This window comes from Paenibacillus daejeonensis DSM 15491, assembly GCF_000378385.1.
Taxonomy (GTDB): Bacteria; Bacillota; Bacilli; order Paenibacillales; family Paenibacillaceae; genus Paenibacillus_D; species Paenibacillus_D daejeonensis.
This window is the reverse complement of the sequence record NZ_KB899663.1, coordinates 11,324-24,881: the sequence shown is the minus strand read 5'-3', so window position 1 is coordinate 24,881 and position 13,558 is coordinate 11,324. Positions and strand designations below refer to the sequence as shown.

The 13,558-nt window shown below is 55.9% G+C and carries 9 protein-coding genes; 2 read left to right on the top strand and 7 right to left on the bottom strand.

The features are described 5' to 3' along the window. The first annotated feature begins 70 nt into the window (after window positions 1-70). Together F556_RS0115395 and F556_RS0115390 are read left to right on the top strand one after the other, a co-directional pair. Complete coding sequence (locus F556_RS0115395; RefSeq protein WP_020617872.1) at window positions 71-1,255, top strand: helix-turn-helix domain-containing protein; 1,185 nt, start codon at window positions 71-73, stop codon at window positions 1,253-1,255. 84 nt (window positions 1,256-1,339) lie between these two features. Beyond that, on the top strand, window positions 1,340-2,368 hold the full coding sequence (locus tag F556_RS0115390) for an ABC transporter substrate-binding protein (RefSeq protein WP_020617871.1): 1,029 nt from the start codon (window positions 1,340-1,342) through the stop codon (window positions 2,366-2,368). A 244-nt stretch (window positions 2,369-2,612) separates the two neighbouring features. Here F556_RS0115390 and F556_RS0115385 read toward each other — a convergent pair whose 3' ends face one another. From F556_RS0115385 to F556_RS0115355, 7 genes are all read right to left on the bottom strand, one after another. Further along, window positions 2,613-4,376: a glycoside hydrolase family 2 protein gene (locus F556_RS0115385; protein WP_020617870.1), complete on the bottom strand. Its 1,764-nt coding sequence runs from the start codon at window positions 4,374-4,376 to the stop codon at window positions 2,613-2,615. A gap of 7 nt (window positions 4,377-4,383) precedes the next feature. Further along, window positions 4,384-6,399, bottom strand: a complete 2,016-nt coding sequence (locus tag F556_RS0115380) for an alpha-L-arabinofuranosidase C-terminal domain-containing protein (RefSeq protein ID WP_020617869.1) — start codon at window positions 6,397-6,399, stop codon at window positions 4,384-4,386. Between the two features lie 52 nt (window positions 6,400-6,451). Continuing rightward, window positions 6,452-7,348: a carbohydrate ABC transporter permease gene (locus F556_RS0115375; protein WP_020617868.1), complete on the bottom strand. Its 897-nt coding sequence runs from the start codon at window positions 7,346-7,348 to the stop codon at window positions 6,452-6,454. Window positions 7,349-7,365: 17 nt separating this feature from the next. Beyond that, the gene (locus tag F556_RS0115370; protein WP_020617867.1) at window positions 7,366-8,328 is read right to left on the bottom strand and encodes an ABC transporter permease; all 963 of its coding nucleotides are present in this window, start codon (window positions 8,326-8,328) and stop codon (window positions 7,366-7,368) included. A gap of 32 nt (window positions 8,329-8,360) precedes the next feature. After that, window positions 8,361-9,944 (bottom strand): extracellular solute-binding protein, encoded by a 1,584-nt coding sequence (locus F556_RS0115365; protein ID WP_020617866.1) that lies wholly within the window; start codon window positions 9,942-9,944, stop codon window positions 8,361-8,363. A 137-nt stretch (window positions 9,945-10,081) separates the two neighbouring features. Next, entirely contained in the window at window positions 10,082-11,713 is a 1,632-nt protein-coding gene (locus F556_RS0115360; RefSeq protein ID WP_020617865.1) for a response regulator, read from the bottom strand. Then, window positions 11,714-13,513: a cache domain-containing sensor histidine kinase gene (locus F556_RS0115355; protein ID WP_020617864.1), complete on the bottom strand. Its 1,800-nt coding sequence runs from the start codon at window positions 13,511-13,513 to the stop codon at window positions 11,714-11,716. It lies immediately after the preceding gene. Window positions 13,514-13,558: the final 45 nt, after the last annotated feature.

The following is a 13,558-nucleotide window of genomic DNA, read 5'->3' as shown; positions in this document are numbered from 1 at the left end:
GCCAGCACCGCTAGGGGTCTGTCATCTGTGCTATAATTCTAGAAAACAGGTAAAAGCGGGGATACCAGCGATGCCAAAACCTTCACATGACCCCCACACGCCAATCAGCCGTGCGCATGTGAGTCAAGGAGCCTACGCCAAGCTTGACCGGACGATTGCCTACATGGAACAGGAATACCGTAGTGTGATTACAAGGGAACAATTGGCCGAGCTGGCCGGATTGAATCCTGCGCACTACTCCCGGATCTTCCGCAAATACAAGGGCAATAGCCCAATGGATTACCTTGCCCGTCTTCGAATGGACCAAGCCAAAACCTTGCTGCTGCAAACCGACCTTCCCATCACGGAGATCGGTCAAAGGGTCGGCTATACTGATCCCTACCACTTCAGCCGCCGCTTCAAACAAGTGATTGGCGTCTCGCCCGCAGGGTATGCCAAGGAGTATCAGCCCCGCGTCATCGCGCTGGACGGACTGGGCCATTGTCTCGCGCTTGGCGTGAAGCCACTCGCTGCGGATATTGCCCATGCCGGAGGTTTCGTCGATCTGGACGGAACAGACATCCAGGATATCGGTAACTCACTTCGTCCCCGGGTAGACCTGGGAGCGCTGGCAGCTCTGCAGCCTGCTACTGTCCTTACTGCTAATAGCGAGCTGGCTCAGCAACTAGAGGGTGAGGTCGTGCGAATAGATGTGTATCAGGATCCGATTTATGAGCAACTGCCGATGGTAGCCCAAGCGCTAGGCCGTTCAGTCGAAGCCAAGGCATGGACGGCTCAGTATGAAGCAGAATGCGCTTACGTGCGGACACGGCTGTTCGGTGCTGTCGGCGGTGGCCGGGTTGCCATTCTCCGCGTGAGGGAGGAGTTGATGCAGATGTACGGCATGCTCAACATGGGTTATCCCTTGTACCACTCCCTGCAGCTTGCGCCGCCAGATAAGATCGCGATGCAGTGCCTCTGCAATACGCATTTTCATTCCAGTGTGATTACGGTAGATGAGCTGCCTTTCTATGAAGCGGAGCATCTATTCGTGGTCATCCAGCCGGATGCCGGTGCGCGTACGCGTTGGCAAGCGATGATCGAAAGCGAGCGCTGGCAAAGCTTCCCTGCAGTGAGAATGGGCAAGGTCTACCCTGTCGATGTACATAACTGGCTGCCCAATGATCCACTGTCCATCGTCCGGCAAATGCAGGAGGCGGCGGCATGGCTCACTGGCGAACGAACGCGTCACAATTATCCATCCTGGATGCAATAACGGTCCATGGCAGCTGTCGGCAGCCTGGTCTACACTATGTAATGAGATTAATTATCATTATCATAGAGATTGCAGGAGGATCACATGGAACAAGGACGATTCAGGATTGGAATGTTGTTGGGGGTTGCAGTACTTCTTCTACTCTTATCTGCTTGCGGTGGCGGGAACGAGAGCGCCTCTGGCACTGCAGAGCAAAATAACAACAGCAGTAGGAATGTCGATACTTCAGGAGGAACGCCGGACACACAGACAGAGGAACAGTCATCTACGAAGCTTGTGACCGATGACCTTGGCCGCGAGGTTGAAGTGCCGACAGCGCCAGAGCGTATCGTTGCTGGCGAATTTGCAAGTGAGCTGCTGGAGCTGGGCATTACGCCGGTTGGAGCCGGCGACAACAGCTTCAAAATTGTGTACACCCAGGATGCAATGGCCGGGGTCACGCCAATCGGAGACCCGCCGAATCTGGAGGTGCTGCTGGAGCTGGAGCCCGATCTGGTCATTGCGCCAACCGTGTTCCAGGAGATTTATCCCGAACAGATGGAGCAGGTCGACAAGATCGCGCCCATCTACTATCTTTCTTTCGATCAGGATCCGATCTACGGCATCTTCACCAAGCTGGCCGGTGTCGTCGGCAAGGAAGGCGAGGCCCAGAGCTGGATTGAGGCGTATGAAGCGGAAGCCGCTGCAGCACAGGAACAAATCCATTCTGCCCTGGGCGATGAAACCGTCTCGATCTTCCGGGTCGAAAAAGGCCGGCTGCGAATCTACCTCAACCGCAATTTCGCTGGCTACATGCTGCGCAGCGGACTCCAGGCTCCGGCGCCTGAGCTCGTGGCAGCCGAGATTGAGAAGAATCCCTTCGGATCTGCTGTCGAGATCTCGCTGGAGATGCTCCCCGATTATGCCGGTGACCACCTTCTGCTGATCGTGCGCAGCGAGGGCGACGACCAGGATGCCTTTGCCGAGATTGAGCAGCTGGAGCTGTGGAAGAACCTCCCCGCTGTCAAGAACGGTAACGTGCATCGGCTCGAAACGGACAAATACTACGGCTCGGATATCGTCACCATTCGTGAGACAATGAAAGAGACGGCCGCGATGCTCGCAGGCGAATGAAGATGCAAAAACCGACAGGCGTCCTGGTGCTCCAGGCCTGTCGGTTTTTCACTGGATATGAGTAACGACAACGCCTCCTCCAACATGGCCTTGAGCCGCAAACTCACAACATGCTCATCTCGCCGCAGGCAAACGCCTGCTTCTCCACTCCCCTTGCCGAGTGCACGACCTTTAACGGCCACCACGGCGCTTATTTCGCCCTAAATCCATCGTTTGAAATTGTAACGGCCATATAAAATGTAGCTTAGTCCAGATTTATTGACCGGACCTGCTCCAGCGGAACCTTGGGCTCGCGCCCCTCCGTGAGCAGGCCGTTGATCTCCTGCTGCACGTCGGTCACCTGTGTATAACAATAGCCTACGATATAGTCGATGGACCGGATCGCTCGCTTCAGAGAAGCGAAGCGCTCCATGAACGCTTCTACCGAGGCCACCTGCTCGCCATAGCCCCACCCCTTGTCCGACTGGAACGCAATGCCGCCGAATTCACTAATGATGATCGGCTGGCCCCGGTACCCATAGCCTTCGGCAAACGCATGCTTCCAGTGGTTGCAGCTCTTTTCTCCCGACATGATTGCATCCTTGCTGTCCTTGTAACGCTCCAGGAAGCCTTCGCCAGTGGCAACATAATCGTGCAGCGTGATGATATCCGAGACCGTATGCTCCCAGCCGTCGTTGACGATGACCGGTCGATGTGGATCATACGATTTGGTCAGATGGTAGATGCCCTCTGTGAATTGTTGCTGTCTCTTGTCATAGGCAATGTTGCCAATCCCCCACGACTCGTTAAATGGCACCCACGTGATGATGCTGGGATGATTATATTGCTGCCTCAGAATCTCCATCCATTCCCTCGTAAGCGCCTCTGCTGCACGGTCATGGAATTCGAAGGTGGCTGCCATCTCCGACCAGACGAGCAATCCCTTGACGTCGCACCAGTACAAGAAGCGGGCATCCTCAACCTTCATATGCTTGCGCACACCATTGTAGCCCATTTGCAGAATTAGCTCGATATCCTCGATGAGCGCCTCTTCGCTCGGCGGTGTCAGATGGCTGTCCGTCCAATAGCCCTGATCCAGGATGAGCCGCTGATAGAGCGGGGAGTTATTGAGCAGCACTTGGCCGTCCTTGATCGACACCTTGCGCATCCCAAAGTAGGAGAGTGCCCGGTCCACGACCTGGCCTCCCGCGGACAGGACGAACTCCACATCATACAGATTGGGCCGGCCCGGCGTCCAGTACGCCCGCTTCCATGGTCCGTTGGCCTCGTGATGCAGATCGACCTCGACGGAGAGGCACGGCCGGTCGATGGCCAGCGCGACGCGCTTCACCAGCCGGTCCTTGAACGTAATGACGGCCTCCAGGAGCAGCTCGCTGCCTGGCGCACCCCCGTTCACCTCATAGTCGAACCGGACCGAATGCCGGTCCAGGTCCGGCGTCATCTTGACCGCTTGCACCCGCTGCTCGGCCACGTATTCCATCCATACGGTCTGCCAGATCCCCGTCGTCTGCACATAGAAGCACTCGAAGTTGTCGGTGGTCCAGCGCTGCTTGCCCCGGGGCTGGTAGCAGCTGTCGCTGTCTGTGACTTTGACCGTAATCCGGTTCTCTGCGCCGTAGACAAGATAAGGCGTCATATCGACGGCGAACGCCGCATACCCGCCTTGATGCCCGCCTGCCAGCACGCCGTTCACCCAGACCCGAGCTTCATAATCAACAGCTTGGAAATGCAGAAGCGCCCGCTTCCCGGCCGCCGTCTCCGGCACCTCGATGGTCCGGCTGTACCAGACACAAGGATGAAAAGTCTCGATGCCGATGCCGCTCGCCTTGGTCTCGTAGGTGAAAGGGACGGTAATCCGATGCGTCGCTTCGAACGCCTCCTGCCATTTCTCCGCTTCGCCTGCGTCCTCGTCATCGAAGCGGAAGTCCCATGAGCCGTTCAGATTGTACCACTCCCCGCGTACCAGTTGCGGTCTGGGGTAGTCCTTAATATATGATTTGGTTGTCATAGCACCCCTACCCCCTGGCCCGGACGACAACGGCATAGACAGAGGTTGGCCGCAGCAGCACGCCCTGACTCCATTGGTCTGTCGGTATTACGCGGTCACGGCACAGAATAGTGTCCGGCTCGAAGACGCTGTTGATGGCCTCATACCCGTCTCCGGTAATTTCATACAGGACGGTCTCTGCGGCCGCGTCAAAGGCGGTCAGCTCCAACACAGTGTTCACTTCTGCCAGTCCGCGATTGACGATGCACACCGTCACCGTGTCGCCTGCCTCGTTCACGCCTGCTGTCACGTCTAGCTCCGGCAACGCATCCAGCGGCATGGCCGTCTTCTTCGCTGCAGACACGGCAAAGGTGTCGCATTCGGTATGTGCAGGAAGGATATGCTGCAGCTCGCGGTTGGCATAGAGCTTCAGCACTTCATAGGTTGGCGTACCATAAATATCGAGCGGGCGCCCGCTGTAGCCTGGCTGCTTGCCGCAATACTGGTCGGCATAGTAATCGCCAACGCGGATACACCCGCCCAGCCAGCCGTTCACCAGATCGGAGAAGCTGCCGATATGGACCTTGTCGCTGCCGCGCAGCATCTCGTTGAGATTGGCCGCATTGGCGACCGCCGCGCCCAGCGTATGCTCATTGGGCAGCCCTTTGCGGATCGTATTGGGATAGTACATCGTGTTGTATTCCGTGATGGCGATGTTGACGTGCGCATGCTTGGGGTCGGCCGCGATGCTCGCAACCGTCTCCTGCAGGTAATGGCGCGTGAACTCAGGAAATGCGGCAATCGCCTTATAGCGGTCTTCGGCAGGTGTGTCCCGGTTCATGCCGAACGGTCCATAGCCGTGGTAGATGTGCAAAGTGAGATAGTCGATCCACTCCCCCGCCTGCTCCAGCACCGGCTTGTTCCAGGCCTGATCGGTATGACCGCAGGCCAGCAGCACGATCGACGGGTCCGCCGCTTTCATGGCCTTGGCGAAGTCTACGGTCCGTGCCGCGAAGTCCTCGGCAGAGCAGGTGCCGACTTGCCAAGCCCCCCACACCTCGTTACCGATCTCCCAATACTTCACGCCGTATGGCTCGGGATGTCCGTTGGCTGCCCGCAACGCGCCCATCGGCGTGTCGGTGCCCCCATTGCAATATTGAATCCAATCCGCAGCCTCGCTTGGTGTACCGGAGCCGTCGTTGACGGAGATCAGAGGCTCCACGCCGAGCTCGCGGCAGAAGGCGATGAATTCGTCCGTGCCAAAATATTTGCTCGTCCAGCCGCCCCACGCCTCATTGTACATAACTGGCCGCTCCAGCACGGGACCGACGCCATGCTCCCAATGGTAGGCGCTGATGTAGTTGCCCGACAGCCGCATCATCCCCGCATTGAGGTCCCTGGTCCGCTCCACTACCTCGCGCTTCACCAGCGCCACATTATCCGCAGCCAGTAGCGAAACGTGATCCAGCCACAGCATACCGGTCGATACATGATCGGGCCAGCGGGGATGGTCAGAGGGAACGTAGACGCGCAGCTCTGCCTCGGCGCAGGCACGGGACACCGACAAGGTCGTCTCATATGCATTCCAGTTGTGGCTGGTGAGCGCGATGACTGCAACCCCCAGCCGATCCTCCGTGCGGCGATCCACTGCCTCCACGAGCAGCTGCCCCAGCTCCACCGAGGCCCGGGCCACCACCTTCACGGTATAATCGAGCGGGCCTTGGAGCGCGGTTCGCTGCGCGATGCCGCCATAGGCTTCATCGTCGCTTAGCAGACGGATGCGCTGGGCACGGCCCGAGTGCCTGGGCGCAGGTGCCTCCAGCGCGTAGCGGGTGTTGCGGCCGTTGGTATAGGCCCGCCAACTCCCCGACACCTCCTGCTTGGTCTCCGACTCGCTCTCGAAGTCCATATCCTTGAGCGGGAAGGCCAGCATGGCTTCCATATGATCGCGGATATCCTCGACGAAATGGCCATACAGGTACGGATTGACGGTATGCTCGCTTTTTCTCGCGCACGCAACAGTTATTTTCGCTTGTTTACTCAAGACGAACCTCCTGGTGAATCGTTAGTGTAGTGTAGACTGTCTCATTCTTGGATTAGCCCTTTATCGATCCGATCATGACGCCTTTGACAAAATGCTTCTGCACAAATGGGTACATGATCAGCACAGGCAAGCTGGATACGATGATGACGGCAAACTTGATGCTCTCGGCGAGTAAGATTTGTCGCTCCAGACCGACACCGCCGCCATCGATCTGCGAGGACTGGCTGATCAGCAAGATCTCCCGCAGCACCAGCTGCAACGGATATTTGGCCTCATCGCGAATGTAGATGAGAGCATTAAAGAAAGAATTCCAGTGGCCTACGGCATAGAATAGCACCATGACTGCCAATATGGGCTTGGACAACGGCAGGATGATGCTGACGAGCAGCCGCCAGTTGCTGCAGCCGTCCATATGGGCAGCCTCCTGCAGCTCCCAGGGAATACTGGACTGAAAATATGTCCGCATGACGATGAGATTGTACGTGGCGATCGCGCCAGGTACGATCAAGGCCCACATGGTGTCCACCATGCCCAGATCTCTGACCAGCAGATACGTCGGAATGAGCCCGCCGCCGAAGAACATAGTCAGTGTAATGAAGAGCATCAAGCCGCCCCGCAAGGGCAGATCGGGACGTGATAACGGATACGCCGCCAGAATTGTCATCAGGATATTAATACTGGTGCCTACCACCGCGTACAGAATGGAATTGCCGTAGCCTGTCCAGATGCGATTGTTCTTCAGAATACTGGCATAGGCATCGACATTGACGCCTTTGGGCAGCAGCCAGACGTCGCCCCGCAGGACTTTGGCCGGATCGCTGAATGAAGCGCTGACCGTGAAGAGCAGCGGATATAACACAATGACCATCAGAACTGCCGCTATCGCATAGACGACGATGTCGAACAGCCGTTCATCGGATGGCGCCGACGTTTTCTGAACCTTTTCCATCACATGCGACTCCTCCCTTACCATAAACTCGTCTCCGACGTCTTACGGGCGAACCGGTTGACCAACAGCAGCAGTATGAGGTTGATAAGCGAGTTGAACAGTCCAATTGCCGCTGTATAGCTGTATTCGCCTTTTAGAATCCCCGTCGTGTACACGAAGGTCGAGATGACGTCACTGGATTCCAGGTTCAGGCTGTTCTGCATTAGCAAGATTTTCTCGAAGCCGACATTCATGAATTGGCCCACGTCCAGGATCAGCAGAATCACAATGACCGGTACGATCCCCGGTAGCGACACATGCCAAATCCTGCGCAGGCGCGAAGCGCCGTCCATCTTGGCCGCCTCGTACAACTGGGGATTGACCCCGCTGAGGGCGGCGATATAGATAATGGACTGCCATCCCATGTTCTGCCAGATGTTCGAGCCGATGAAGATCGTCTTGAACCAGCCGGCTTCCTCCATGAAGCGGATTGGTGTGCCGCCGAACAGCTCAATTAACTGGTTGACCGGACCGGCAGACGGCGAGAGCATCGCCTGCAGGATGCCCACGATGACGACAACTGAGATGAAGTGCGGGATGTACGTGATGTTCTGGAGCAGCTTGCTGAAGGTGCGGCTCCGAATCTCATTTACCAGCAGCGCCAGCAGGATCGGAACCGGAAAGGCAATCAGCAGCGAGAACAAGTTGATGGAGATTGTGTTCCACAGGAGCCGCCAGAAATAATAGGAATCGAAAAACCGTTCGAAATGCGTGAATCCTACCCAGGGGCTATCTAAAATCCCCCGAGCCGGATTAAAGTTTTTGAAGGCAATCTGCAGCCCGTACAGCGGACCATAATGGAAAATGACATAAAAAGCGATGGGCAGCAGCAGCATCAGGTACAGATCATACCGCTTCGCCATGCGTTTGAGCAGACCCGCGCCTTGCTGCTTGCGGCCAGGCACAGGGGCGGCCTCCGCGCGTTTAATCGTGCTGTTCATGGGCAACCCCTTCCTTTTCTACCGGGTCCGGTTTACTTGGCCATGTTGTCATAGGCTTCCTGGTACAGCTTCTCAAGTTCCTTGATGTTCATCTTCTCCAGTGTGGACTGGTATTCGTCCCACTTGTCGAAGCTGAGCGCGCCTACAATGAACTTGGTGCTTTGCTCTTCGATGTACTTGTCAATGTCGTTGCGCAGAATATTCACCTGCTGCGCAGTCGCCTCATCGAACATTGGTGGAGCATAGCGGATCTCGGGCAGATACGGCTCCAGTTCCTCGAAGGCCTCCTGTACCTGGGGAGGATTAATGAACGAAGCGACCTTGTCACTGATGAGATGAGGCGCACCGCCTCCCGCATAAGGTGTCATCTTGGCCTGGTCTTCCGCAACAGACAGTAATTCTTCCGTGTAATAAGGAATACCGTCCCTCAGCTCATGATGCTCGCCTTCCCGGCCGAAACGCAGCAGCGTAGAGCCTTCGTCACTGTAGAAGTAATCGATCCAGCGCATCGTCGCTTCCGGATGCTTGTTGACCGGGGTAATCGCAAAGGCGCCGTAATCGCGCGGCACCGCAGAAATCTGACTATGCAGACGGTCGCCGTGTGGACCCTCAGGGGGCGCGATGCCGACATATTGATCCTCAATCGATAGGAAGTTGTTATTGGTCTGATCGAAGAAATAGCCGGTGTTGCCTGTCCCTTGCTTGGCAAGATATTGGGCTTCCGTATGCGAGAACAGCTCCTGATCGATCAGCTTCTCGGTATACAGCTTGTTCAGATACATGAGCAGCTCCTTGTAACGCTCGCTGCCGCTCCAGATCTCGACCTTGTCGCCCTCCAAGTTAATGTTATAGCCCATCTGCGCGTCCAGTCCGAAGGCGCCCGCCATATGGTTGACGATCGGCATGCCGACGCGTGCGGTCATCGGAATCTCGTCCGCTTCCCCATTGCCGTTGGGGTCGCCATCGCGGAAGGCCACCAGCACCTCATACAGCTCATCCGTCGTCGTTGGCACCTCAAGACCGAGCTTATCCAGCCAGGCCTGGTTGATCCACCGCTTGTCGGTGCGGGCAGAGCCCAGCGTTACGATGCCCGGGATCGCGTAGATATGTCCCTCCGGCGTCGTGATTCCTGCACGGATCTCCGGATACTCCTCCATCAGCGCCTTCAGGTTCGGCGCATAGTTTTCAATCAAATCCTCCAGAGGAATCAGCTGTCCCGCGCTTCCATACCGAATCGACTCCAGCTGCGACAGTCCAGAGCGATAGAGGGCGTCCGGAAGCTCATTAGAGGCAAACAGCAGGTTCTTCTTCTCTGCGAAGCCGTCGGTCGGCGTCTCAATGAACTCTACCTTGATGTTGCTCATTTCCTCATAATCCTGAAAGACGGGCATATCCTTGAACGGGCCGTTGACAGGCGCGACACGGGTAAACATCTTGAGCGTAATGGGTGTCTCGACAATGGGGAATCCCTCTGTCTTGACACTGTCCGCACCTTCACCCGCATTGGTCTGACCCGTGTTGCTTCCGCCCTCATTGGCTCCATTGCTGCAGCCCGAGGCGATTAAGCTGGTGACAAGCATGGTAGCAAGCGTGTATTTCCCCCACTTTTTAAGCATGTGCATAGACCTCCATACTTTTAATTCGCCGCTTGCTTAAAGCGTTTGCTGTAAGCGTTTTCTGTTGGCGTGGATTTATTATAGAACACCGTCAGCCTCGTCAGAGTACACATTTTTGACTATTTACTCCACATATTTTACCTCTTCTCCGAGGCCCCCTTACCGGCTCCGTAGCGGTTCCAATACGCTTGCGGCGTCATGCCGGTCGCCTCCTTGAACACCTTGAAGAAATAATTATGGGTGGAGAAGCCGACCAGATCGCTGATTTGCTTCATTGAATATTGGCCGCTCTCCAGCAGTTTTTGGGCTGCATCGACCCGCACCCGGTTCACATATTCAGAGAACGTGGATTTCGTTTCTTCCTTGAAGATTCGGCTCAGATACGATGCATTGAGACCGATGAAGCCCGCAGCCAGCTCCAGCGTGACATGCGTGGTATAGCGGTCCAGAATGAAAGCAATCGCCTGCGACACATGACGGGAATACACGCCTGCCGCCAGGCGCTCCTTGAGCAGCGCCAACAACGAGTCGTAATACAACTGTAGCCACGCCATCAACTCGGCGACGGTGCTCAGACGGCTCAGCTCGCTTCGCAAGGGCAGGCGCTCCATTTCCGACGCTCCCGCCGGAGACGGGCTTCCTTTTTTCAACGCCTTGTCTCCGATCTGCAGCAGCTCTCTGACGATACCCTGCACCGTGTGCGAATGCAGTGGCAACCCCTGCAAAGGCTCGAACACACTGCCAATCAAACGCTGGGCTGCCACACCATCCAGCCGCTCAATCGCAATCAGCAATTGCTTCTGCTCCTCAATGGTGAGCGCGGCGTGACGTTTCCCGCTCCCCGTCTTAAGACCGCTGCTTGCGTCGAGTGCCCGCTCTGCCGCCGCATAGCTCTCTCCGAGCTTCGCGAGGCTGCCGCAGGCATGGCCGACGGCGTAGATCGATTTCAGATTCAGATACATCTCGAGCGAATGGCTCAGCTTGCTCATACTTCGCGCCGCTTCGCTAGCGGCTGCGTGCTCGCTGCGATCGCGGCACGAGAAGACGACCGCGATGCGTCCGTTCTCCACGTAGGTCGCCGTCCGCTCGCGGATGTCACCTAAACTCTGCTGCATGAGATCGACGGCCTGCCGGACCAGTCGGTTTGTCTGCACATCGGTATTGGCCTCGGTCAGCAGCAAGAATGGGACGATCTGCAGCGTTGCCGCCGTATACAGCGCCGCCTCCGGGTACAACCCGTGCCGCCCTCCGCCCGCCTGCAGCTCATCTGCCTCCGCCCCCTTGCCCCTAATGATTGCCGTAATTCCTTGCCGGATCGCTTCCTCACGGAAAGCCGGAGGCTCTTCAACAACTGCCGGCCCATCCGCCATCACCCCGGCTCCAGCCACAGCTTCCCGCTGCACTCGCACCGCCTTCTGCAGCAGGGACAGGAGCATCTCTCCATCAAGCCGGTGCTTCAACAGATAATCGATGGAGCCGACCTTCAGGCAGTCCCGGACATAATCATAGTCATCATAGCTACTGAGCATAATGGTTTGAACCGACGGGTAGTGTTCCTTGATCGTCCGGTTCAGCTCAACACCGCTCATCCCCGGCATGTTAACGTCAAGAATCGCGATATCCGGCGGTGAGCTCTTGATCATCGATAACGCCATCTCACCATCATGGGCTTCGCCGCAAATCTCGAATCCGTGGCGGCTGTAATCCAGCAGATAGCGAAGATCATTGCGAACCAGCAGCTCATCATCAACTAACAGAATTCGGAACATTTATCTCATCCCCTCCGGTTCGGCGACGGCTTCCCCTAGTTTAGGAAATCGTATAGTAACCTTTGTAAATCTCCCTACTTCGCTATAAACCTTGAGGCCATATGGTTCCTTGTATAATCGGGTAATTCGCTCATGTACGTTGCGGACGCCCATACTGCTGAACCGGGAAGAATCGCCCATTTCGCCCTGTCCACCGAGCAGCTGTTCTATCTGCTCCTCCGAGATGCCTTTGCCATTGTCCTCTACCTCAATCATCAAATCGCCATCCACCTCATACACACGAATAGTGACGGAGCCCTCCATCCGCGAGCCAATGCCGTGCAGCACGGCATTTTCTACAATCGGCTGCAGCGTCAATTTGATGATCGGGCAATTCAGCAGAGCGGGATCGTCGATCTGCTCGATTAGCGCAATCGGCTCCATGTAGCGGTATTTGACAATGGCCAGGTAATTGCGGACATATTCCAGCTCCTCGCGCACTGTCAAGTATTCGTTGGCATTGCCCAATACGCCGCGCATCAAGTCAATGAGAGCGCCGGACACCTCCTCAATATTAGGCGTGCCATTCAGCTTGGCCAAATATTTGATTGTATTCAAGGCGTTGTACAAAAAGTGAGGCCTCACCTGTGCCTGTAGTGCAGTCAGCTCGGCCTTGCGCTTCTCCTGCTCGCTGACACGAATCCCTTCAAGCAGCCGCTGCAGCTCCTCCACCATGCCTATGAACACGTGGTATAACTGGCCAACCTCGTCCTTTGTTTTAATTTCCTTTTTGGGAAAGGTCAGGTTGCCGTCCTTGACCAGCATCATCATGGATTGCAGCCGCCGGAGATTCAGCGTGATCCGCGAAGACACCTTGAGAGAACCAACTAAGACGATTAGGAGAACAATGGCCGCCGCCTCCAGCAGTAACCGCCGCAGATTAGCCGACTCCGTAAGCAGCGAATCCAGCGGGATGAGCGCAAAGGTTGTCCAGCCCGTGTATTCGGACTGCTGGCTGACCACAATATATTGCCTGCCCTCAATTTTTTTCTGAACAGCCTCGCCTCCGCTACTGGCCGCATATTCCCGTCTCAGATCAATAATCTTGGTTTCCGAGGGGGCAAAGGCCGGCATCTGGTCGGATTGATAAATAAATTCATCCTGCTGATCCAGCACGTACAGCATGCTGTCTGCCGTCGGCTTCACCCCATACGTCTTGCGGATGAAATCATAGTTCAGATCCACCAGAACCACGCCAATGGTTTCATGGTCGTATCGGATTTCACGTCCTACCGAGATCGTCTCGGGCCCGCCCTCCTGCTTCAGATAGGCATGGCGCGAGCCATTACGCAGCATATAGTCCATCATCGGGGTATCCAGGAACGTCCGGTCAATCCAGGGGCCACCGGAGAAAAAAACCTTCCCGTTCAAAGCCACCACTGCAATTCGCTTGATGTAAGGTTTATAGGCAATCAGAGAGGACAGAAACTCTTCAATTCGCTTTTGCTCCTGGAACCACTCGTGGCTGATTTCCTCCGAAGGACTGAGCAACGTATCGATAACTGTGTTTTTGTTAATGACAACAACCGTGTTCAGTCGGTCAATCTCCTCCAGCATAATATTCAGAGATTCATCAGCTTGACGGATGCTGTCAGATACCGAGGTTACCGCATTGGACTTGATCGTCTCGCGCATGTTGACATACACAATGCCCGAAACCGAAAAAATAGAGAGTAGTGCCACCAGGCTAAACGCCAAAAAGATTTTCCCTTGAATGCTGGAACTGATGGACTGCCAGCGTCTATACGTAAACCCTCTCATGGTGAACAACTCCTGCCTCAGCTTTTATGAACACGCTTTCAAATT

Excerpts from the sequence above, each read along its gene's own strand:
- F556_RS0115395 (WP_020617872.1), top strand. The coding sequence starts at position 71 with ATGCCAAAACCTTCACATGACCCCCACACGCCAATCAGCCGTGCGCAT.
- F556_RS0115390 (WP_020617871.1), top strand. The coding sequence starts at position 1,340 with ATGGAACAAGGACGATTCAGGATTGGAATGTTGTTGGGGGTTGCAGTA.
- F556_RS0115385 (WP_020617870.1), bottom strand. The coding sequence starts at position 4,376 with ATGACAACCAAATCATATATTAAGGACTACCCCAGACCGCAACTGGTA.
- F556_RS0115375 (WP_020617868.1), bottom strand. The coding sequence starts at position 7,348 with ATGGAAAAGGTTCAGAAAACGTCGGCGCCATCCGATGAACGGCTGTTC.
- F556_RS0115370 (WP_020617867.1), bottom strand. The coding sequence starts at position 8,328 with ATGAACAGCACGATTAAACGCGCGGAGGCCGCCCCTGTGCCTGGCCGC.
- F556_RS0115365 (WP_020617866.1), bottom strand. The coding sequence starts at position 9,944 with ATGCTTAAAAAGTGGGGGAAATACACGCTTGCTACCATGCTTGTCACC.
- F556_RS0115360 (WP_020617865.1), bottom strand. The coding sequence starts at position 11,713 with ATGTTCCGAATTCTGTTAGTTGATGATGAGCTGCTGGTTCGCAATGAT.
- F556_RS0115355 (WP_020617864.1), bottom strand. The coding sequence starts at position 13,513 with ATGAGAGGGTTTACGTATAGACGCTGGCAGTCCATCAGTTCCAGCATT.